Source organism: Streptomyces sp. enrichment culture, assembly GCF_964273255.1.
Taxonomy (GTDB): domain Bacteria; phylum Actinomycetota; class Actinomycetes; order Streptomycetales; family Streptomycetaceae; genus Streptomyces.
Map to the genome: position 1 here is coordinate 4,119,180 of NZ_OZ186835.1, position 20,690 is coordinate 4,139,869.

Here is a 20,690-nt window from a genome sequence, read left to right on the forward strand (position 1 = left end):
CTGCGCTGTTCAATTGCGGGGCGTGTGCATTCAGAAAGTGAAGGCAAATCCCTCGTGGGCCGGCTCGGGCTCGGAAGGGAAGTGCATCACTTGTAGGAACGACGGCAGGGCCCATGAGGGCCGGTGGGGGCCGGTGAAGGCCGGTGAGGATCGGCGAGGGCTCTCGGGCGCTCGGGCGCGCACTCCGGCGCGCCTCGTCCGAGAGCCCTCGCTCGTGGCGATGCCCGGTCAGAGCGTGAGCAGGGCCCGATGCGCCATCCCGGAGTCCGTCAGCGGCCGGAGGGCCAGACGGACGAGGGCCAGCGCGTTGTCGTCGCCGGCGATGCGGTTGACGCTCAGCTCGCCGCAGGACCGGCACTGATGGACGAGCATCCACTCACCGTCCGGCCGCGTCGATATTCCCAGGGCTTCCATCCGGCCGCGGCAGTCGGACGCCCGGTCCCCGGGCACCCTGCGGTCGACGTGGAGGCTGACCAGGCAGCTCGGACAGTGGTTGCGATGCGCGGTGCCCGGCGCGTCCCGGGGGACGTCCAGGCGGCAGCCCGCGCAGCGGAAGCCGTCCGACCGGCCCCCGCCCCGCCCGTCCCGGCCGTCCCGCCCTTCCCGGCGGTGCGGCAGGGGCTTCGGCCGCTGGGCGCGGCGCCGATCGCGGCCGGAGGTGCCGGAGTGCGTACGTCGTGGCATGGTCTCGTCCCTCTTCCCGCGCCGTCAGAGGGTGCCGAACGCTTCGAGCGGGAACGGCGGCTGGGCGAGCGGCCGTACCGCCATCCGCATCAGGATGAGCTGGTTGTCGTCCGCGCAGACGGGGTTCGACGTCAGCTCGTCGCAGCGCACGCACCGGTGCACGACGCACCAGTCGCCCGTGCGCAGCACGGCGATGGCGATCGGCGACATCCGCCCGTGGCACTGGCTCGGCCCGCCCTCGACGTGGTCGAGGACGTGCCGGGAGTGCAGGCACGACGGGCAGTGATTGCGCCGCTGTCCGTCGGACGCGGCGACGGACACGGTCAGACCGCACCACGCGCACGCGAAGGTGGACACCTTCAGTGTGTTGTGGGCGTCGCTGTTGCCGGGGGTGGTGTTGCCGTGGGTGTGGTCATGGCGGTTGGTGTGGGACACCCGGAGTGCTCCTTGCTGGGAATGGGTCACGACAGCAAGAGCAGGCCGAGCGGCCTCGCCGAGCGGGAACCGCGCACTCAGGACGGCTCGCGGGAACCGTGGAAGGGCAGAGGTACGCGGAACCGAGTACGAAGACGCGCCACCGCACGGTCCGACGGGAACGCCGGACGACTATGCGGTGCGGCGAGGCGCACTCGGCACGAGCCGGGTCATAAAACACCCTTTCCGGGGGTCTCCGCGGGGAGCGGAACGAAGCGAAGCGAGCAGCCGCAAGCCAACCAAGCCGCCTCGGCGCACGTCAACGCATTTATGACCGCCGCAACGCCCTCATGACCCGCCACCGAACCGACCGGGACGCCCCGCCCCTGCCCCCGACAGCCGGCCCTGCCCCGGCAGCCGCCCCTGCCCCGGCAGCCGGCCCGGCCTCCCCGCACGCCGCCCGGACGGGACGACCGGTACCGGTCGCGGCTTGACCGACACCGACACCGACACCGACACGGACACCGATGCCGTTGCCTCGCCGGTGTGGATGCGATGTCACTGCGATGTCGCTGTGACCGGAGTCACGCGCCGGGACCGATGAATGCTCCGCGCCCCGGGAGTCTTCCCCACGACAGCGGCGCCCACCGGGCGGCCGACCGCTCGCGTCCCCCGGAAACGAGGCACCCATGAGCAATCCCGTGAAGGGTCCCGCCAGCTACTTCCCCTCCATCGAGAAGAAGTACGGCCGTCCGATCGACGAGTGGAAGGACCTCATCCGTACGTCTCCGCTCACCCGGCACATGGAGCTCGTCACCTGGCTCAAGACGGAACACGGCCTCGGCCACGGCCACGCCAACGCCCTGGTCGTCCACACCCTGGCGGAGGACAGTGCCGCGTAGGGGTGGCGCCACCCGGCCCGGCCCGGCCCGACGCGACTCACCCCGCTCCACCCCGCTCCACCCCGTTCCGCCCCACTCGGCCCCACCCGACCCGACCGGATCGGGCACGACTTGTCGGGTCCGGGGGCGGCCCCGCTCCCTAGCGTGGTGATCGTCACGAGGAAGGACATCACCGTGCTGGACCGTCTCAACCAGACCCTGGAGCACATCGAGCACCGGCTCGACCGGCCGCTCGACGTCGCCGAGCTGGCCCGTCTGGCGGCGACGTCGGAGTACCACCTGCGCCGGATGTTCTCCGCGCTCGCGGGCATGCCGCTGTCGGAGTACGTGCGGCGCCGCAGGCTCACGGTCGCGGGGGCGGAGGTGCTCGCGGACCGGGAGTCGTTGCTGGACATCGCGGTGCGCTACGGCTACGGCTCGGGCGAATCGTTCGCCCGGGCGTTCCGTTCCATGCACGGTGTCGGCCCGGGAGAGGCCCGGCGCACGGGCGCGACGCTCGTCTCGCAACCCCGGCTGTCCTTCCGCCTCACCGTCGAAGGGAGCAGCAGCATGCGCTACCGCGTAGTGGACCGGCCGGACTTCACCGTGGTCGGGCTCAAGGCCCGGGTACCCCTGGTGCACGCGGGACCGAACCAGGCGATCATCGACTTCGTCCGGGGCATCGACCCGCAGGTGTCGGAGCGCCTGGAGAGACTGTCCGACCAGGAGCCGCGGGGCATCGTGGCGGTCTGCGACGACCTGGACCCGAGTCGTGCCGAGGGCACCGAACTGGACTACTACCACGGAGTGATCACGTCGCCGGACGCCCCGGACGCCCCGGACGCCCCGGACGCCCCGGACGCCCCGGACGGTGCCACCGTCCTGCCGGTGCCGGCGGGCACGTGGGCCGTGTTCACCACCTCCGGCCCGGCGCCCCGGGCGATCCAGGAGCTGTGGCGCGACGTGTACGCCCAGTGGTTCCCCTCCAACCCGTACCGCACCCGCCCCGGCCCGGAGATCCTGCGCACCCGTCTGTCCCCGGACGGCACGGAGGCCGACGCCGAACTGTGGCTGCCGGTCGAGCGGGAGCAGCACTGAGGGGGAGCGGGAGCAGCACTGAGGAGGAGCGGCGGCAGCACTGAGGGGGAGTGGGCCAGAGCTGAGGGGGAGCGGGGGCAGAGTTGAGGGGAGAGTGAGCGCGCGGCCGTCCCGAGAGGGTCAGGTGTGGGCCCCCCGGGGGAGGGCCGCCGCTCAGCCCCTGCTCCCCCCACCGGCCCACCGGCCCACCGGCCCACCGGCCCACCGGCGGGGAGCGCCAGGCCTCACGAGCGGGTGGCGGTCCCGCACCCGGCGTCGCCCGCCTCGCGCATGCGCGCGTCCATCGACGTGCTCCGGTCGTACGGGTCGACGACCGCGCCGTCACCCGGCGGGGAGGCCGCGCGCTCGGCGCCGAACGCAGGGGTGAGGTAACCGGTGAAGGTGTCGCAGCCACCGTTGGTGCTGTCCACCTTGTACGACACCAGGGAGAACGTGCCCGGGTCGATGTAGACCTTCTCCGGGTCGTCCCAGCTCATCACGACCTCGCGGCGCACGATGGTGCGCACGACCTCGTCGCTCCCACCGGCGGCGGGCGTGACCGGGTAGACGTAGGTGACGTCCGTGGTCACCTCGAGCGCACCGCGCTCGCCTTCGCCGAACGTGATCCGTCCACGGGTCTTGACCACGTCCCCCACGAGCCGGACCTTCGACTTCTCGAACCGGCTGAACAGCAACAGGGGATCGTTCTCCCGGCTCGGCGCGCGGAACGCGGTCGCCACGTAGTCCTGGACGTCCTTCTGATGGGGATTGAGCATCGCGATCGCCTCGCGCGGCCGCTCCCCGCGCAGCACCGCCGGGTCCAGACTGGACGCGGCCAGGAAGTCCCGGGACTTCTTCAGTGCCTTCGCGACCTCGTTCTTGCTCATCCAGCCGGTGGCCCGGGCCTCGGGGAGCGTGATCCCGGCCGAGCCGTCGGCCCACCGGGCCGCCGGGGACCCGCGGAACGGCTGGTCCAGGGTGGGGCGGAGGGACGCCGGGCCGGTCGGCGGCGGTCCGTCCGGGCGCTGCGTTTCCGCGGCCAGCGGCGTGCCCTCGTCGCCCCCGTCGCCGGCCCCGAACCACCCGGCCACCCGGCCCGGCCCCAGGGCCACGACCAGCAGGGCCACCGCGAGCAGCAGGCCGACCACGTACCAGGCCCTGCCCCCGCCCCTCCGCCGTGGGGGTGCCTGGTAGCTTCGCCAGGGCGCCGGCGGGGCGGTCTGCTCCCGCAGCCGCTGCGTCACCATGCGGGCGCGTGCCGAGGGCTCCTTGGGCGCACTGCCGGTCCCCGTCTCCGCCTCCCGGAGGAAGCGTTCCCACTCCTCGTCCGGTATGGACTCCCCGTCCTTGCCCACGCTGGGCCCCCACCCTTCTCCTGCAACCGATCCCACCCCGGCCGGCCGGCCCGCGCGTGGCGTCCACCAGCGGGCCCCTCAGCGGCCCGCCCCATGATCGCCTCCGGCGGGACCGCGCTCAAGACGCTTGTGTAATAGGTGCGATACGAAGGTGCGGCGGCGTCAAAGCCCCCGGGACAGCGACGACACCGGACAGGGCGGACCGCCGGTACGGCGGCCCGGCAGCCCACGGCGTCGGCGGGCCACGGCGCCGGCGAGCCACGGACCCGCCCGCAGCCCACCCGCATCCCGTCCGCATCCAGTCCGGCGTGTTCGGCTCGCCAACTCCCCGGTCCGGGAGCGTCGTTCGAGGCCCCGCCCCCGGGAGGACGAGGCCGAGGCCGACCGGGCCGACTGATGACGGGAGGCGCCCGCCGACGTGGTCGGCGGGCGCCTCCTGTGCTGTGGCCGGGCCGGGGGGAGAGGGCCGGGCCGGGATGCGGTTCCGTCCGCGCCTACGCGGCCGAGCCCAGGCCGTCACGCGGCGACGAGCCGCGCCGTGCGGCGCCCTGGCCGGCGGACCGGCCCTGGCCGGCACTGCCGCGGCGGCCGCGACGGCGCCGGGACGCCGACGCGGTCTGGGGGCGCTCCGCGGGCGGCGCGGCGATGACGACCGGCACGCCCGAAGGGACCCGGGCTCCCGTGATACGGCTCAACTCCGGCTCGCCGGACCGTACCTGCGCGACCTTGGGGGTGATGCCGGCCGCGTTCATCAGCCGGTTCATGTCCCGGCGCTGATCGGGAGTCACCAGGGTGACGACGCTGCCCGACTCTCCGGCGCGCGCCGTGCGCCCGCCGCGGTGCAGATAGTCCTTGTGGTCGGTGGGCGGGTCCACGTTGACGACCAGGTCGAGTTGGTCGACGTGGATGCCCCGGGCCGCGACGTTGGTCGCCACCAGCACGTTCACCAGCCCGGTCTTGAACTGGGTCAGCGTGCGGGTGCGCTGGGGCTGGGACTTGCCACCGTGCAGGGCGGCGGCGCGCACCCCGTTGTTCAGCAGGTGCTTGGTCAGCCGGTCCACCGCGTGCTTGGTGTCCAGGAACATGATCACCCGGCCGTCGCGGGCCGCGATCTCGGTGGTCGTCCGACGCTTGTCCTCGTCGTGCACGTGGAGCACGTGGTGCTCCATCGTGGTCACCGCGCCCGCCGACGGGTCGACGGAGTGGACCACGGGGTCGGTCAGGTAGCGGCGGACCAGCAGGTCGACGTTGCGGTCCAGGGTGGCCGAGAACAGCATCCGCTGCCCGTCCGGACGCACCTGGTCCAGCAGCGCGGTGACCTGGGGCATGAAGCCCATGTCGGCCATCTGGTCGGCCTCGTCGAGGACCGTGACGGCGACCTCGCCGAGCCGGCAGTCGCCCCGGTCGATGAGGTCCCGCAGCCGCCCGGGCGTCGCGACGACGACTTCCGCGCCGGCCCGCAGCGCGCCGGCCTGCCGGCCGAGGGACATCCCGCCGACGACGGTGGCCATCCGCAGGTTCACGGCACGGGCGTACGGGGTGAGCGCGTCGGTGACCTGCTGGGCGAGCTCGCGGGTGGGGACGAGCACCAGGGCGAGCGGTTGCCGGGGTTCGGCGCGCCGGCCCGCGGTACGGGCGAGGAGCGCGAGGCCGAAGGCGAGGGTCTTGCCCGAACCGGTGCGCCCGCGGCCGAGCACGTCCCGGCCGGCCAGGGAGTTCGGCAGGGTCGCCGCCTGGATCGGGAAGGGCACGGTCACGCCCTCCCGGCCGAGCGTCGCGGCCAGCGGCGCGGGCATGTCGAGGTCGGCGAACGATTCGACGGCGGGCAGACCCGGAGTGACCGTCTTCGGCAGGGCGAACTCACCGGCGGGGCGCCCGGCCTGCTGCTTGCCGCCGCCGCCCTTCGAACGGCGCCGGCCACCCGAGCGGTTGCCACCGGAGCCGCCGCCGGAGCGGTTGGCACCGGAACGATCGGCGTGGGAACGGCTGGCTCCGGAGCGCTCGGTGGGGGAGCCGCCGCCGGAGCGGCCGCCGCCGGAAGCCCCTGCGGAGCGGGCGTTCGCGCGGGACGTGCGGGTACGTTGCATGGACGTGAAACCTTCCTTGATGCGGCGCGCACCAAGGAATTCCCGCAGCAGACGAGCAGCGCAGAGAATCTCGAGACGAGCCGAATTCGGTGAGGGGGCGGACGGCCGGCCGGGAACGTGTGAACGTGCGCCGGTCGGTGGTGTGACGGACTCCTGCCGTCACACGCCCCGGATATCAGCGAGCCGGGGCCCGCACCCGGAGGTGCGGGCCCCAGCCGCGGGAACGCGTGAGCGCGGGTGTCAGGCCGGAACGATGTTCTCGGCCGTCGGGCCCTTCTGGCCCTGGGCGATGTCGAAGGACACCTTCTGGCCCTCCAGCAGCTCGCGGAAACCCTGGGTGGCGATGTTCGAGTAGTGGGCGAAGACGTCGGCGCCGCCGCCGTCCTGCTCGATGAAGCCGTAGCCCTTTTCCGCGTTGAACCACTTCACGGTGCCAGAGGCCATATTCTGTTTCTCCTTCGGAGACGGTGTCAGGAATTCACCGTGTGTGAACTCCTGGTCGCCGTGTTGATCACCCCGTCGGAAAAACCTTCCGGCCAACCACACCCGCAACTTCCACCGACCGTAGCACGGTGGGATCGGCCCTGCGCCGGCGCTGACCACGCCCCGTGGACGGCCGGGAAATACCCGCTGCGGCCCGCACTCTCTTTCTGGTGCCGCGGACACAGATATCGCTCGCCGCGAGTGCGGCCGTCGCTTCCGCACGATCCGCTGGCGACTCCCTGACCGGCACAGGAGCGCCCGGGACCCCGCACAGGGCACCGCGATCGCCCGTCCGGCGGCGTTCCGCGACCGCCCCTCTTCCGCGCGACGAAGGTCACACGCGGGGGAGGGAGCCGTCGCCCGCCCCGTTGACGGACGGGAACGGACGGACACCCAGAGCTCACGGCGGGGCGCCCCACCCACGGCCGGGGCCATTCCCCACGGCCGGGGCAACACCGCCCACTGCTGAGATGGCCCCCACGGCTGAGACGGCCGCCACGGTTAGACGGCGCCGTGCCCAGAGGGCGGCGCTCGGCACTCACGGGCCCACGGACGGCCCACGAACCCTTTGCGGGCTCCGTTCTCAGCGCCGGGTGAGGCAGGCTGGAGGCATGCCGACCCGACCCGGAGGACCCGTACCCGTACTGGTCTACGACGGCGACTGCGGTTTCTGCACCTCGTCGGTCACCGTCCTGCAGCGCCTGCTGCGCCCCGACTGCTCCGTCGCCCCGTGGCAGTTCGCCGACCTGGGCGCCCTCGGAACGACCCAGCGGCGCGCCGAGTCCGAGGTCCTGTGGATCACCCCGACCGGAACCGTGTACGGCGGCGCCCAAGCCGTCGCCCGGCTCCTGCTGCGGGCCGGCCGGGGATGGGCGGTTCTCGGCGCACTGCTCACCCTCCCGCCCGTCAGCTGGGTCGCGCACGGCGTCTATCGGCTCGTCGCGAACAACCGCACCCGCCTGCCGGGCGGCACACCGGCCTGCGCTCTCCCCGCCCGCCGGAGCGAGGACCCGGCAGGCCCGTAGGGCACCGGGCGAGACGTTCCGTCGACGACGACCCACCGGCCGGACCACCCCACCGGCCGGGCCACCCACCGACCGTGTCACCCACCGGCCGTGCCACCCGCCGAACCCCGACGAGAGCGAGCGGACCAGGGGCGGCCCGGCCCGGACCGCCCCCGCCGCTCACCTCAACGAGCCCTGACCGACCAGAGAGTTCAGCAGGGCCGCCCCCCGCTCGGCGTCGTCCACGCTCACGGCGAAGTCCTTGCCCTGCCGCGTGCGGATCACCAGGCACTCGCCGCCGCGCAGCATGACCGTCGTCCCCAGCCCGCTCAGCCGGTATCCCCAGCCGCCGACCTGGGCCGCCGTCCGCGTCTCGACGCGAGCGGAGGCGATGTCCTCCGCCGCCCACCGCCGGGCCGGCCAGCGCCACGGACCGAGCCCGACCTCCAGTCCCTTCTCGCTGACGCGGGCCTGGACCGAGGAGCAGCCGAGGACCAGCACGGACGCCAGGGCGAACGGTGCGGCGAGCGGGGCGGCCCCCGAACCCACCAGACCGCCCACCGACGCCACCACCGCGGCCACCGCCACGACACCGGAGACGGCTGCCGCGGCCTGGAGCCACGGGTTGGACGTGCGCGACAGCCACACGAACCGCTGTCCGGCCGGTATCTCCATCGTCGGCCCGGCCACCGCCGGCAGCGCGGCGGGTGCCCGGCGGCCGGTCAGCAGGGCGGCTCCGCCCAGGGCCGTCGCGAGAAGCAGGGTCAGGAGCACCCAGCCCGTCACCGAGTCGGCCTCGCGCCAGTCGGCATGGTCCACATTCGCCTGCACGATCGACGCCTGCGTCCCGAGGAGCATCACACCGCTGAACCCCAGCGTCGCTCCAACCCACCCGCTCGCCGGGCCGCTGCTGCCACGGGTTCTCCACAGGGCCAGGAGGACCACGGTCGTCAGCAGCACCCAGATCAGCGCCGGAAAGGCCGTCGCGGCCCACAGCGGCATGGACGAGTCCGGCTCGCCGGATCCGGCGTTCCAGTGTGTCGCCAGCCGGTCCGGAAGCCGGTCACCGGCGACGAGCGGCAGCGCCACCAGCAGCACCAGGACTCCCGCCACCCAGCCTCCGGCACCCCACACCGCCGCACTTCTGAGTCTTGCCGTGTCGGTCACGGAATCCCCCTGACCATCTCGATGACGTCGTTCCTGCTGTAGCCGAGGCGTGCGGCATCGGCCACCACGTCCCGGACCCGGTCGAGGAGCGCCGAGCGCGCGTCGGCACCCTGCGCCACGGTCACTCCCCGCCCCCGCCGGAACTCCAGTAGTTCTTCGTCGCGCAACGCCCTGAGCCCGCGCAGCACGGTGTTGACGTTCACTCCCAGTGCCTGGGAGAGATCGCGCGCCGGGGGCAGCCGGTCGCCCGGCGCGCACTCCCCTTCGGCGATGGCGCGCCGGATCGCCCCGGCCACCTGTTCGTGCAGCGGGCGGGTGTCCGCGGTGTTCAGCTTCAGCAACATGGTGCTAATGAAGATAGCACCATGCGTGTGAGATGACCATGGGTGCCCAGCGAGCCGGAGACGTCGAGAGGGTGCTGAGGCAGGCCGGGGTCTCGCCGGGGCGGTGGGACGGTGGGGCGGGAGGCCGAGCAAGGGGCGAGGCGTCGACTCCGTCGGCGCTCTACGCCGTCGATGTCTGGCGTGCATGCCGAAGGCCCCGGACCATGATCGGTCCAGGGCCTTCGCGCTGGTGCCCCGTGCCCCCGTCAGGATGCGAACCCCGCGCACACCCCGTGCGAGGACTTCCGTCCGACCGCCCGACCGCCCGACCGCCCGACCGCCCGTGCCGCGCGGGGCGCCCGTGGCCGTGTCGGACCGCACGCCGCCACCGCTGTCCGTCGTCGCCGCGACAGCGGTGGACGTCACCTCACACCGGTCCCACCGGCCGGCGTCACGTGCGCCGCTTGCGCGCCTTCGCCTTGCGCTCGGCTTCCTTGCGCTTCTCGACGGCGTACGACGACCACTCGCCGCGGTGCAGGTGGCACCGCGACGCACCGACCATCGCCAGCCGCCGGCACCGAGTGCCCTTCTCCGTGAGCGCTCCACACCTGGACTGTGTACGAGCCACGTCTCCCACCCCCGGGTCTCGACCGTCGTGCGCGGACCAGTGCAGGATCGCCGGGCACACGTCCGCCGCGGAAGGCGCACAGCTCCACGCGGCGGTGCACGGCGGCCCGGGGAGGTTGCTCGGGGGCGCACGCTTCCCGACCGCGCCGACACTTCGCAGCCCTGCGCACAGGGCAGATCCCCCGGGGTTCACGGCGGGCTGCTCGTGGGGCGCGGCCGGCCCGTGGTCTCGCCTGAACGGCCGCGAACGGGACGGAACGACAGGAACGAGAAGAACGACAGGAACGAGAAGAACGACAGGAGCGGGAGGAACGACAGGAACGACAAGAGCGACAAGAGCGACAGAAACGACTGGGAAGCCGAGCCGAGCCGAGCCGGAGCACACGCACAAGTCGGGTGACGGCCGGATGCGGTCGGCGCTAGCGTGCGGCGATGATCAGCAATGAGGGAGCACGCCTGGGTGCGGAGGCCGCACATCACCTGGCACAGACGGGCCTCTACGCGTTCGAGGCCGGGCTGACGGACGCCGAGTTCACGCGCATCGAGCGCGAGTACGGCTTCGAGTTCGCGGACGATCACCGAGCGTTCCTTGCGGCCGGACTCCCGGTCAACGTTCCTCCCGAGGACGGGCAGACCTGGCACAGGCCCTGGCCGGAGTGGCGCGGCGGCGACCTGGACAGCCTGCGTCGACAGCTCGACTGGCCCGTCGAAGGGGTTCTGCTCAGCGTCGAGCACAACGGGTTCTGGTACGAGGGCTGGGGCGAGCGCCCGGCCGACGGAACGGCGGCACTGGAAACGGCACGGCGTCACCTGGCGGACGTACCGGTCATGGTGCCCGTGTACGGCCACCGGTACCTGCCCGCCGGCCGGGGAAGCTTCGGGCACCCGGTGCTCTCGATGTGGCAGACCGACATCATCCACTACGGCCTGAACCTGGCCGACTACATGTACCAAGAGTTCGACGAGGCACGGGGCAAGGCCGACGACAGCCGGCACCCGGTGGCGACGGCCCGCTTCTGGCGGGACCTTCTCTGACCTTTGCCGAAGCCCGGGCAGTTGGCGGGGCGCCTTCGGCCGGGGAGGCCCCGGTCCCTTGCGGCTCCCGGCGCCTTACGACGCTCTGCGTCGCTCTGCGACGCTCTAAGCCTGGCCTCAGGCCGACCGGCGACACTGAGCGGAAAAACCTCGACTGGAAGGGGGCGGGCCGGCGTGCGGATCATGATCGCGGATGATGACCCGGCCATCCGTGACTCGCTGGAGCGGGTGCTCCAGGTCGAGGGGTACGACACCAGCACCGTCACCAACGGTTTCGCCGTGCTCGACGGCGTCGGTGGCGCCGACGGTGACACGCTGGATCTGCTGCTCCTCGACGTGATGATGCCCCGCCTCGGCGGGCTGGAGACCTGCCGGCGGCTGCGGGCCGCGGGCCGGGACCTGCCGGTGCTGATGCTGACCGCCCGTGACCAGGTCTCCGACCGGGTCGCCGGGCTGGACGCGGGCGCCGACGATTACCTGCCCAAGCCGTTCGCCACCGAGGAACTGCTGGCCCGGGTGCGGGCCCTGCTGCGCCGGCGCACACCCGCCGACGAGGAGTCGCGGATCCTGTCGTACGCCGACGTCCGGCTCGACCCGGACCGGTTCGAGGCGTGGCGGGGCGAGCGGCCGCTGCACCTGACCCGGACCGAGTTCTCCCTCCTCGAGGTCCTCGTCTGCAACGCCACCCGGGTCCTGACCCGCGACGCGCTGTTCGAGGCGATGTGGGGCTTCGGCATGAGCTCCACCGCCAACAACCTCCAGGTGTACGTGAGTTACCTGCGCCGCAAGATGGAGGCCGGGGGTGAGCCGCGCTTGATCTACACGCTGCGCGGCCTGGGATACACGTTGCGGGAGACTCCTCCATGATCAGGTCCGCCACCGGCCGGGAACCGCGCCGGCTGACCCGGTGGTGGCGCCGGCGGTCCCTGCGGACCAGACTGACGGTGATCGCGGCGACGGCCATCGCGGTCAGCGTGTTCGGGGCCTTCCAGGTGGCCAGCGAGCTCCTGGACTGGGAGCTGCGGGACACCGCCGAGAACCAGCTGCGCGCCGACTCCCGCGCCCTGGCGGCGAACGCCGAGCACGCCGGTCTGGCGCAGGTGCAGCTGCCGCCGTATCCCGGATCCGGCCGGCTGGTGCGGCTCATCCTGCCCGACGGCTCGATCCGGACGCCGGCCGGCCAGCCCCCGCTGCCCCCGGTCAGCGAGGACGCCGGGCGCGTGGCGGAGGGCGCCTCGGCCGACCTGATGGAGTCGGACGACAGCGACGAGGACGGCTACCGCATCCACACGCTGCGGGCGGGAGACGGCGCGGTCCAGGTGGCCCGCGTCGTCGACGACGGCCCGGTCAACCGGTTCGGCTTCGGCATGCTGCTGATCGGGCTGCTCTGCGTGGCCGGCGGCGCCCTCGTCGGGCGGGCCGTGGCGCGCACCGGGCTGGCACCGATCGACCGGCTGACCGCCGCCGCGGTACGGGTCGCGCACACCCGGGAGCTCGACGCCGACATCCCGGACGAGGGCGGTGGGGAGATCCGGCGGCTGATCCAGTCGATCAACGACATGCTCGCCGCGCTCCGGGAGTCCCGGCGGGCACAGCGCCTGCTCGCCGAGGACGCCGCCCACGAGCTCAAGACCCCGCTCACCAGCCTGCGCCTCAACGTCGAGCTGCTGATCCGGCTCGACCGGCGCGGCACCCTGGACAGCGCACTGCCGGCGGAGAGCCGGACCCGGCTGCTCAACGATGTCGGCGCCCAGGTGGCCGAGTTGGGCACCCTCGTTGCCGAACTGACCGACCTGGCGCGCGGTGACGTCAGCGACGAGAGCACCGAGGTGCTCGACCTCGCCGACGTGGTGGCCGCCGCCGCGACCCGGGCGCGGTCCCGTGTGCCCGACATCGAGGTCGTGCTCGACGTGACCTCCGTGTGGGTGAACGGGCGTCCCGCCGCGCTGGAGCGGGCGGTGCTCAACCTCATCGACAACGCCGGCAAGTGGTCCCCCGCGGACCAGCCGGTCCAGGTCCGCCTCCGTGCCGAGGGTGCGTCGGCGGTGCTCGAGGTCGACGACGCCGGGCCGGGCATCGACACCGCCGACGTACCGCGGGTGTTCGACCGGTTCTACCGTGCCGACAGCGCCCGGGCGTTGCCGGGATCCGGTCTGGGGCTGTCGATCGTGCAGCGGGTCGTCGACGCCCACGGCGGCCGGGCCACCGTCGCCCGCTCCGCACGCGGCGGCGCGCTGCTCCGGCTCCGCCTTCCGGCCGCGGATCCGCCCGCCCCGGTCGCGCGCCGCGCCTCCGGGGAGGACACCGGCACTCGCTGACCGGCGCTCGCCGATCAGTACGCGCTGACCCGCCCCGGCGGTGCGGCGCGCGAGCCCGACAGGGCGGTGCCCTCGGCCGCATGAAAGAGATCCGGGACGGGCCTGTCTCCCCGTCCCGGATCTCGTCCACGCCGCCGCACTCACCGCCGCAGTGCGGACTCCTCGTCGTCGGCGAGGGGCTGCTGGGCCTGTGGACCGGCCGGCAGCTCCGCCGCCGGGCGGGACAGCCGGCTCGGCCACCACATCCGCTCGCCGATCAGCAAGGTGAGGGCGGGCACCAGGACCGACCGCACCAGCAGGGCGTCGAGCAGCACGCCGAACGCGACCAGGAACCCGAGCTCGATCATCATCACCAGCGGAAGCGTGACGAGGACCGCGAACGTGGCCGCCAGGACCAGGCCCGCCGAGGTGATGACGCCACCGGTGGCCGAGAGTGCCTTGAGCATGCCCTCGCCGGTGCCGAGCCGCACGGTCTCCTCCCGGGCCCGGCTGGCCAGGAAGATGTTGTAGTCGATGCCGAGCGCCACCAGGAACAGGAAGGCCAGCAGCGGCACCGAGTAGTCGATCCCCTCGAAGCCGAGGAGCGTGTCGAAGACGAACACGCTGCCGCCGAAGGCCGCGGCGAACGAGACGACCACGGTGGCCATCAGGACCAGCGGGGCCACGACCGCGCGCAGCAGCAGCCCCAGGATGATCAGAACGACGACGAGCACCAGCGGGATCACCAGCTTCTCGTCGTGCTGGGTGGTCACCTCGGTGTCGAGGTTCTCCGCACTCGGCCCGCCGACGATCGCCTCCGCCCCGCTCACCGCGTGCACGGCGGCCCGCACCCGCTCGATCGTGTCGTACTCCGCGACGGTGTCCGGCGCGTCCTCCGGGAACACGGAGATGCTGGCCCAGTCACCGCTGGTCTGCTCCGGGACGGCCATGACCACACCGGGAGTGTCCTCGACGACGTCGAGCACCCGCTCCTGGTGCGCCGGCCGCGCGAAGACCGTCATCGGCTGACCGCCGAGCTCCGGGAAGTGCTCGCGCAGAACGGTGAAGCCGGTGACCGACTCCGGCGCGGACAGGAACTGGTCTTGCTCCCGCAGGGCGCCGGTGTTGCCCGCCAGCCCGAGGGCGAGCACGCCGAGGACTCCGAGCGAGCCGAGCGTCGCCACCCACCGGCGGCGGCTGATGGCGGTGCCGAGCCGTCCCCACAGCCCCCGCTTCTCCTCCACGGCCGTGCTGAACCGCGGGACGGCCGGCCAGAAGATCCGCCTGCCGAGCACCACGAGCACCGCCGGGAACAGCGTCAGCATGGCCACCAGCGCGCACAGGATGCCGGCCGCACCGATCGGGCCCAGGCCGCTGGTGCTGTTCAGATCCGCGACGAACAGGCAGAGCAGGCCGGCGACCACGGTGGCCGCCGACGCGACGATGGCCGGCGCCGCACCGCGCAGCGCGTGCACCATGGCGACCCGGACGTTCTCATGGTGGTGCAGCGCCTCCCGGTACCGGGCGATGAGCAGCAGCGCGTAGTCCGTGCCGACACCGAACACCAGGATCGTCAGCAGCGCCGAGTTCTGGTCGTTGACCACGATGCCGAAGCCCTTGACGAGCAGGTAGACGGTCCCCATCGCAGTCAGTGCGGCCGCGCCGACGGCCACCAGCGGGATGATCCACAGCACCGGGCTGCGGTAGGTGAGGATGAGCAGGAGCGTGACGACGGCGAGGGTGGTGAGGAGCACCTGCTCGTCGATGCCGTCGAACACGGCATCCATGTCGCCGTCGATCGCGCCCGGGCCGGTCACGTGCAGGTCCAGGCCGGCAGGGCGGTCCTTCGCGGCGTCCCGCAACGGGCCGACGATCTCCTCCGGCGGGCCGTACTCCGTGCTCACGTCGAGGGTGAACACCATCGCCTTGCCGTCGGTGGACAGCTGCACCGGTGAGCCCTCGCCGTCCTCACGGCCCTCGCGTCCCTGGCCGCCCTCACCGTCCTCGTCGTTCTTTCCGGCCGCCGCCGTCTTCGCCTTCGCCTTCGGCGGGTACCGCCCGGCAAGGGTGCTGTAGTGGCGCTCGGCCGTCGCACGATCGGCGTCCGTCAGGCCGTCGTCGCGGTGGTACACGAAGACGAACGTGCTGTCCTCACCGCCGGGGAGACTGTCCTCCAGCGCCGCCACCTTGGTGGACTCCGCACTGGCCGGCAAGGTGTCCACGGCACTGTCGGTGGTGACCGAGCTCAACTTCGTGCTCAGCGGCACCATGCCCGCCGCCAGCACCAGCCACACACCGATCACCAACCATGGCACCCACCGGCCTGCCAACCGACCGCCCGGCGTTCCCCCGGACGGCACCGCGTCGCCTGCCATCACTAGCCTCCTGCATACGGATTGCTCGCTTCATCTGGACGCCAACTTCCTAGCGAGCGAACCTGAGGCGACTGTTAGTGCAGTGCGCAGACCGGTCGGCCGACCCACGAATCCAGCGCCCGCACCAGCGCGGCGGCACCGCCGGGTTTCCATGACCGGGGCCGCCGAGGCCGCCGAGTTACGGAGGCGGAGGGCAGCCCACTTGGCCGACGCGGAAGCTCCTCGCAGCCGCCATCGGTGAGCCCACGATGGTCAAGGCGTACACACGTGCTCGGGCCCCGGCGGGCGACACAGCCACGGGCGACGAACGGATCCGGCGCCACGCGGACCATGCCGGAGGTCGTCCCCGCCGCCGACTCCATCGCATCACGTCACCGGCTGCTCAGGCGTAGGTCAGCTCGGTGGAAACCTGCCAAGAAACCCCAGGACGGCAACAGCTGCCACTGCTGAGCCGGCGACGAAATACACCACAGCGAACAAGCGTGCCCGCCACACCATGGCGTGGCCCTCGGGGGCCGGGTAAGGGGAAGCGCAATACCCGGGCCGCATCAGACGGGCTGCGTAGCCGCGTGGGTTGAACCACAGAACGTAACCAAGGCCCAGAAAGAGTGCGCGAGCGACAACCCCTATGCCCAGTTGCCGGGGGCGGGCCCGAAGGTCGATGCAATCCCCACCACGGGCGGGAACATCGTGGTGAACGAGACCCTGTCGCGGATCCAGACCCGCATCGACGGACTGCCGGGGGCGGAGGGGAACAACTACTGGCTGTGGTCCAATTCGGACGACAGCCGACGTGAGTACATCGCCGCCAACAAGGAGATCATCAAGGCTGCTGCACACGACGCAGGACTGCCGCCCGAGATGGTCGCGGGCGTCGCCTGGCAGGAGGTCGAAGGCGACCCCGGCTGGATCGACGACGCAGCCTACGAAGGACGGAAACTCCTTCCCGGCAGCGAGGATCCCGACCAGACCTCGATGGGCCCCCTGTCCATCCAGGTCCGCCGCGCCGCCGAGGTCCTCGGTTACGACCCGCACCACCTCACCGACATGCAACGAGACGTCGTCGTGAATGCGATCAAGGACCCGGCCAAGAACATCTTCATCGCCTCGGAGTACCTCGCCCAGCTGAAGGCGGAGAGCGGCTTCGCCGACGTACCGCCGGAGCAGATGACCCGTGCGCAGATGCAGGAGCTGGCCGCCCGCTACAACGGCGGCCCCTATTACGAGGACCCGAACGCCCAGGCGTATGGTCAGGGCTTCGACCGGAAGCTGGCCGACGCCAAGGAGGCGCTCAGGTGAGCCGAGGCGCAGGTTCGACGGCCGAAGTACACGAGAGCCGACTTCAGAAGTCCTCCGGCTGGCTCGGCACCGGTGTGTGCGCCGTCGTTCTCGCTCTGGGAGCCCTGGTCACGGGCTATGTGGTGCTCACTGCCTACATGGTCGAGCCGGACGGGCCCTGGGACACGCAGGCTGTCACCAACGCCAACGTCGCGGCCGGTATCGGCTTGGCCTTCTCCGTTGTGATGGCACTGCTGACGTGGGTGTTCGTCAAGGCAGAGTGGCTACGGAAGTGGTGGTACGTCATCCCCTCGATGCTCGTCATCGCCGCGCTGTTGCGGCTCACCCTGCTCGGACCCGAGCTCTGAGCCCACCAGGTCACGGTGGGGCCTGCCCGCCCTACCGGCGCCCAGTGAGGCGTCCGTCGGTCGGCCGCGACGGTGCGCCCGGCAAGCGGCCCGGTGGTGCTGGTTCCTGATCGCCTCGCCGCGTCACTGGGCGCGAACGTCGCCACCGCCGGACTGCTCGACCTGGACCACGTGCCGGCCTGGCTGCGCACCCTCGTCGCGGGCTGGCCCGCGGTCGCCTTCCTCGGCGGAACCCTTCTGGTCCATTCCTAGGACAATGACGAAGGCCAGCTAGGAGGGTGCTCCTAGCTGGCCTTTCTCTCTGTGCCCCCGGCAGGATTCGAACCTGCGACACCCGCTTTAGGAGAGCGGTGCTCTATCCCCTGAGCTACGAAGGCAGTCCGGGCCGTGTGCGTCGGCCCCGTGGTCGCGGAGGACCACAGGCGTCAGGGTACCGGATCGGGGTCGGCGGGTGGGGCGGTCGGGGCCCGGGCCGGGGGCTACTCGCGGGTGACGCGGACGCGGTAGGTGTGGGTGGTGCCGTCGGCGGTGTCGGAACCGTTCGGTTCGGTGGACTCCAGGACGGTCACGCGGATCCCCTCGTGGCGGTCGACGAAGCTCTCGCCCGGGATGAACGTGGCGTCGGAGAGTTCGGCGTGGACGTTGGGGCTGCGGGTGCAGCCTCCGCTGTCGCGGCGGGAGTCGTAGACGGTGATGGGGCCCATGCCGGTGTCCACGTCGGCGTCGACCCTGTAGATGAGGACGCCGGGCCGGCAGACGGCCTCGTCGTTGCCGGCCTGGGTGCGGACCTCGACGGCGTAGGCGGACCGTTCGTCGATCGGGGCGACGGCGAGTTTCGGGCCGCCGGTGTCGGCCAGGGGGGTGAGGGTGTAGTCCCGGGTTCCCGGGGCGGCGGCGCAGTGGACCTGGTCGGAGTCCAGCCAGCCGAGTTTCCACTTGTGCCAGCCGAGGAAGTCGTTGTTGTCGCCCCAGTCCTCGCTCATGATGTCCCAGTGGCCGACCGCGCCGCCGCCGTCGGCGGTGTAGAGGTCGGGGAGGCCGAAGACGTGGCCGTTCTCGTGCGGCAGGACCCGGTATCCGGTCCGGTCGTAGGAGCCGGAGCCGTCGTCCTGGCGGGAGTAGACGAAGGACGCGTTGGCGACGGGGACGCCGTCGGCGGTGGGGGCCTCGGTGTTGCCGGCGAAGGTCACGGACAGGACGGTGTCCAGGGCGGAGGGGCCGGCGTTGGGGGTGACGAGGACGTTCACCATGTCGTAGGCCCGAAAGTCCATCCGGGGATCCGCCGCCTCGACGATGTCCCGCACCAGCTTGCGGTAGCCGGGGTCGAAGGGGGCGCCGCGTTCTATGCCGTAGGCGCGGAAGGACTTGGGCATGCGCAGCCAGTCGGGGATGGGGATGTCGGTGCGGTAGTCGAGGCGGCCGTAGGAGCTGGTGCGGAACCATTCCCGGGTCTGGGGGAAGAACTCCTGGTAGCGGTCCAGGGCATCGCCCTCGCCGACGGCGTCCGGGAAGTCGATCATCAGGGTGAGGGCGCGGACGGTGCCCGTGGAGCGGGCGTACCCCGGGCCCGTCGGGATGCCCTCGGACATCTGGACGTCGCGGGAGCTGCCGATCAGGCAGGGGCCGTGGGCGGAGGAGGGGGACGGTGCGCTGGGGCCGGCGCCCGCTGCGGAGGTGCCGGGGGAGAGGCTGCCGTTGCCGGCCGAGGTGCCGACGGCGAGGGTCAGGGCGGTGACGGAGGCCAGGGCGGCCAGGCGGCGCGGCGATATCCGACGGCTGCTCGGCTGCGGCTGCATGCAGGACCTCCGCTCCACATGGCAGCCGCCGGTTTCCGACTGCACCCTCCCGATCACCCTGCGTCGTGGGGTGCGCGGGCGCCCGTCGGCAGGGCCGATTGTGTGTTTTTCGAGGTCAGGGGACCTTGAAGGGCCGAAAGGGGGTCGGTTCTGGGTGAGTGGAGGAGAGGGAGAGGGATGTGACGCAGGTCACACTAGAAGTTCTCTCGGTGGGAAATAAGCGGGGAGGGTGTCCCCGTTTAGATCTGTGTTCGCGTGAAACGGGGAGTCAGTCCCCGGATCGCGGAACCGTCTCGATCGCCAGATCGCCAGATCGCCAGATCGCCAGATGGCCAGATCGCAAGATCGCAAGATCGCAAGATCGTCACATCGTCAGGAGTGCATCGTGCAGACCGCCGAACCCGTACAGCGCAGGACGCCCCGGCTGCGTGCCGACGCCGTGCGCAACCGGGAGCGGATCGTCGCCGCCGCCCGGGAGATGTTCGTCGAACACGGCCCCGACGTGCCGCTCGACGACGTCGCCCGCCGGGCCGGTGTCGGCAACGCCACGGTGTACCGCAACTTCCCCGACCGCGACGCGCTGGTGCGCGAGGTCGTCTGCTCCGTGATGGAACGTACGGCGCGGGCGGCCGAGCAGGAGCTCGCCGAGACCGGGGATGCCTTCGAGGCGCTGGAGCGGTTCGCGCACACCTCCGCCGACGAGCGGATCAGCGCGCTGTGCCCGATGATCTCGAGCACCTTCGACCAGCACCACCCCGACCTGGAGGACGCGCGCCGGCGCGTCGAGGACCTCGTCGCACAGCTCATGGACCGCGCCAAGGCGGCCGGGCAGCTCCGTACCGACGTGGAATTCGGCGATCTGCTGGTGGGCATCGCGCAGTTGAGCCGGCCCCCGGCCGGTACGCCCTGCATGAGTGCCGACCGCTTCGTCCACCGCCACCTGCAGCTGTTCCTGGACGGGATGCGGGCGCCCGCGCCCGGCGTCCTGCCCGGCTCTGCCGTGACCGTGGAGGTCCTGCGCAGTCCCTGAGTCGTCGCCAGTGACCCCGACCCACTCCGTCCGAGTCGTTCAGAGGAGTTCCCGAGCCGTCCCGTCCCGTCGGGCGTGAGACCGCTCCCTCTCTGACCCTTCCCACCTTTCCAGCGCGTTCGACGCCACCGTCCGTCATCCGACAGCGCCGTTCCTGCGGCCGTCCCGTTGCCCGTGCTCTTCGGCGCTCCGGTGACGCGTCGCCGGCCGACGACACCCTTTTTCCGGCCTCGGCATCCGGCATCCGCGAGTGCCGGGGCGGTCCTCACCTCTTCCTTCTCGTTCTCCTCGAATTCTCATCCGTCTCATTCGTCCCTTCGTTTCCTTACGACGTTCCGAAGTGGGTACACCCATGTCTGAATCAGCATCAGCAGCCTCGTCGGCATCGGAGGCAGCAGCAGGAGCAGGC

19 protein-coding genes, 1 tRNA gene and 1 pseudogene are annotated in these 20,690 nt (G+C 72.0%); 10 read left to right on the forward strand and 11 right to left on the reverse strand.

Translation table 11 applies throughout. The annotated features are described in order from the left end of the window. Positions 1-228 precede the first annotated feature (228 nt). Positions 229-684, reverse strand: coding sequence for an RNHCP domain-containing protein (locus ACSU53_RS17865; protein ID WP_437028942.1), 456 nt, complete (start codon positions 682-684; stop codon positions 229-231). Between the two features lie 24 nt (positions 685-708). Then, positions 709-1,047 carry an RNHCP domain-containing protein gene (locus ACSU53_RS17870; protein WP_437033255.1) on the reverse strand — a complete coding sequence of 113 codons (339 nt, stop codon included), beginning with the start codon at positions 1,045-1,047 and terminating at the stop codon, positions 709-711. A gap of 740 nt (positions 1,048-1,787) precedes the next feature. Between ACSU53_RS17870 and ACSU53_RS17875 the strand changes: the two genes are divergently transcribed. Together ACSU53_RS17875 and ACSU53_RS17880 are read left to right on the forward strand one after the other, a co-directional pair. Then, a complete protein-coding gene (locus tag ACSU53_RS17875) occupies positions 1,788-2,000 on the forward strand; it encodes a DUF4287 domain-containing protein (RefSeq protein WP_437028944.1) in 213 nt (70 codons plus the stop codon). 174 nt (positions 2,001-2,174) lie between these two features. Then, on the forward strand, positions 2,175-3,077 hold the full coding sequence (locus ACSU53_RS17880; protein ID WP_437033257.1) for an AraC family transcriptional regulator: 903 nt from the start codon (positions 2,175-2,177) through the stop codon (positions 3,075-3,077). A gap of 224 nt (positions 3,078-3,301) precedes the next feature. On the opposite strand, the gene ACSU53_RS17885 is transcribed toward ACSU53_RS17880, so the two are convergent. From ACSU53_RS17885 to ACSU53_RS17895, 3 genes are all read right to left on the reverse strand, one after another. Continuing rightward, entirely contained in the window at positions 3,302-4,411 is a 1,110-nt protein-coding gene (locus ACSU53_RS17885; RefSeq protein ID WP_437028946.1) for a hypothetical protein, read from the reverse strand. Positions 4,412-4,905: 494 nt separating this feature from the next. Continuing rightward, positions 4,906-6,498, reverse strand: coding sequence for a DEAD/DEAH box helicase (locus ACSU53_RS17890; RefSeq protein ID WP_437028948.1), 1,593 nt, complete (start codon positions 6,496-6,498; stop codon positions 4,906-4,908). Positions 6,499-6,738: 240 nt separating this feature from the next. Beyond that, on the reverse strand, positions 6,739-6,942 hold the full coding sequence (locus ACSU53_RS17895; RefSeq protein WP_437028949.1) for a cold-shock protein: 204 nt from the start codon (positions 6,940-6,942) through the stop codon (positions 6,739-6,741). 650 nt (positions 6,943-7,592) lie between these two features. On the opposite strand from ACSU53_RS17895, the gene ACSU53_RS17900 reads away from it, so the two are divergent. Then, on the forward strand, positions 7,593-8,006 hold the full coding sequence (locus ACSU53_RS17900) for a thiol-disulfide oxidoreductase DCC family protein (RefSeq protein ID WP_437028951.1): 414 nt from the start codon (positions 7,593-7,595) through the stop codon (positions 8,004-8,006). 159 nt (positions 8,007-8,165) lie between these two features. On the opposite strand, the gene ACSU53_RS17905 is transcribed toward ACSU53_RS17900, so the two are convergent. From ACSU53_RS17905 to ACSU53_RS17915, 3 genes are all read right to left on the reverse strand, one after another. Then, positions 8,166-9,152, reverse strand: coding sequence for a DUF1648 domain-containing protein (locus ACSU53_RS17905; protein WP_437028953.1), 987 nt, complete (start codon positions 9,150-9,152; stop codon positions 8,166-8,168). Further along, positions 9,149-9,496, reverse strand: coding sequence for a GntR family transcriptional regulator (locus ACSU53_RS17910; RefSeq protein WP_437028955.1), 348 nt, complete (start codon positions 9,494-9,496; stop codon positions 9,149-9,151). The genes ACSU53_RS17905 and ACSU53_RS17910 overlap by 4 nt, the downstream gene beginning before the upstream one ends. Before the next feature lie 430 nt (positions 9,497-9,926). Further along, positions 9,927-10,103 (reverse strand): hypothetical protein, encoded by a 177-nt coding sequence (locus ACSU53_RS17915; RefSeq protein WP_437028956.1) that lies wholly within the window; start codon positions 10,101-10,103, stop codon positions 9,927-9,929. A 431-nt stretch (positions 10,104-10,534) separates the two neighbouring features. Here ACSU53_RS17915 and ACSU53_RS17920 point away from each other — a divergent pair, with 431 nt between their 5' ends. The 3 genes from ACSU53_RS17920 to ACSU53_RS17930 all read left to right on the forward strand — a co-directional run bounded on the left by ACSU53_RS17920 (position 10,535) and on the right by ACSU53_RS17930 (position 13,455). Continuing rightward, positions 10,535-11,137: a hypothetical protein gene (locus tag ACSU53_RS17920; protein ID WP_437028958.1), complete on the forward strand. Its 603-nt coding sequence runs from the start codon at positions 10,535-10,537 to the stop codon at positions 11,135-11,137. Between the two features lie 174 nt (positions 11,138-11,311). Continuing rightward, complete coding sequence (locus ACSU53_RS17925; protein ID WP_437028960.1) at positions 11,312-12,004, forward strand: response regulator transcription factor; 693 nt, start codon at positions 11,312-11,314, stop codon at positions 12,002-12,004. Beyond that, positions 12,001-13,455, forward strand: a complete 1,455-nt coding sequence (locus ACSU53_RS17930; protein ID WP_437028962.1) for a HAMP domain-containing sensor histidine kinase — start codon at positions 12,001-12,003, stop codon at positions 13,453-13,455. Before ACSU53_RS17925 ends, ACSU53_RS17930 begins: the two co-directional genes overlap by 4 nt. 140 nt (positions 13,456-13,595) lie before the next feature. Here ACSU53_RS17930 and ACSU53_RS17935 read toward each other — a convergent pair whose 3' ends face one another. After that, positions 13,596-15,809 (reverse strand): MMPL family transporter, encoded by a 2,214-nt coding sequence (locus ACSU53_RS17935; RefSeq protein WP_437028963.1) that lies wholly within the window; start codon positions 15,807-15,809, stop codon positions 13,596-13,598. Positions 15,810-16,502: 693 nt separating this feature from the next. Between ACSU53_RS17935 and ACSU53_RS17940 the strand changes: the two genes are divergently transcribed. The 3 genes and pseudogenes from ACSU53_RS17940 to ACSU53_RS17950 all read left to right on the forward strand — a co-directional run. After that, positions 16,503-17,108 carry a hypothetical protein gene (locus tag ACSU53_RS17940; RefSeq protein WP_437028965.1) on the forward strand — a complete coding sequence of 202 codons (606 nt, stop codon included), beginning with the start codon at positions 16,503-16,505 and terminating at the stop codon, positions 17,106-17,108. After that, positions 17,105-17,455, forward strand: a complete 351-nt coding sequence (locus ACSU53_RS17945) for a hypothetical protein (RefSeq protein ID WP_437028967.1) — start codon at positions 17,105-17,107, stop codon at positions 17,453-17,455. The genes ACSU53_RS17940 and ACSU53_RS17945 overlap by 4 nt, the downstream gene beginning before the upstream one ends. A 111-nt stretch (positions 17,456-17,566) precedes the next feature. Beyond that, a pseudogene (locus ACSU53_RS17950) lies at positions 17,567-17,704 on the forward strand (DUF2637 domain-containing protein); the annotation flags it as partial. A gap of 55 nt (positions 17,705-17,759) precedes the next feature. Here the strand turns inward: ACSU53_RS17950 and ACSU53_RS17955 are convergent. Together ACSU53_RS17955 and ACSU53_RS17960 are read right to left on the reverse strand one after the other, a co-directional pair. After that, a tRNA-Arg gene (locus ACSU53_RS17955) sits at positions 17,760-17,832 on the reverse strand. A gap of 102 nt (positions 17,833-17,934) precedes the next feature. Then, positions 17,935-19,251, reverse strand: coding sequence for a M6 family metalloprotease domain-containing protein (locus ACSU53_RS17960; RefSeq protein ID WP_437028969.1), 1,317 nt, complete (start codon positions 19,249-19,251; stop codon positions 17,935-17,937). Between the two features lie 385 nt (positions 19,252-19,636). Between ACSU53_RS17960 and ACSU53_RS17965 the strand changes: the two genes are divergently transcribed. Beyond that, the gene (locus tag ACSU53_RS17965; RefSeq protein ID WP_437028970.1) at positions 19,637-20,281 is read left to right on the forward strand and encodes a TetR/AcrR family transcriptional regulator; all 645 of its coding nucleotides are present in this window, start codon (positions 19,637-19,639) and stop codon (positions 20,279-20,281) included. Positions 20,282-20,690 lie beyond the last annotated feature (409 nt).

What these genes read in the sequence shown, in the direction of transcription:
- ACSU53_RS17935 (WP_437028963.1), bottom strand. Translation starts at nt 15,809, where the DNA reads ATGGCAGGCGACGCGGTGCCGTCCGGGGGAACGCCGGGCGGTCGGTTG.
- ACSU53_RS17920 (WP_437028958.1), top strand. Translation starts at nt 10,535, where the DNA reads ATGATCAGCAATGAGGGAGCACGCCTGGGTGCGGAGGCCGCACATCAC.
- ACSU53_RS17960 (WP_437028969.1), bottom strand. Translation starts at nt 19,251, where the DNA reads ATGCAGCCGCAGCCGAGCAGCCGTCGGATATCGCCGCGCCGCCTGGCC.
- ACSU53_RS17900 (WP_437028951.1), top strand. Translation starts at nt 7,593, where the DNA reads ATGCCGACCCGACCCGGAGGACCCGTACCCGTACTGGTCTACGACGGC.
- ACSU53_RS17875 (WP_437028944.1), top strand. Translation starts at nt 1,788, where the DNA reads ATGAGCAATCCCGTGAAGGGTCCCGCCAGCTACTTCCCCTCCATCGAG.
- ACSU53_RS17890 (WP_437028948.1), bottom strand. Translation starts at nt 6,498, where the DNA reads ATGCAACGTACCCGCACGTCCCGCGCGAACGCCCGCTCCGCAGGGGCT.
- ACSU53_RS17895 (WP_437028949.1), bottom strand. Translation starts at nt 6,942, where the DNA reads ATGGCCTCTGGCACCGTGAAGTGGTTCAACGCGGAAAAGGGCTACGGC.
- ACSU53_RS17865 (WP_437028942.1), bottom strand. Translation starts at nt 684, where the DNA reads ATGCCACGACGTACGCACTCCGGCACCTCCGGCCGCGATCGGCGCCGC.
- ACSU53_RS17930 (WP_437028962.1), top strand. Translation starts at nt 12,001, where the DNA reads ATGATCAGGTCCGCCACCGGCCGGGAACCGCGCCGGCTGACCCGGTGG.
- ACSU53_RS17910 (WP_437028955.1), bottom strand. Translation starts at nt 9,496, where the DNA reads ATGTTGCTGAAGCTGAACACCGCGGACACCCGCCCGCTGCACGAACAG.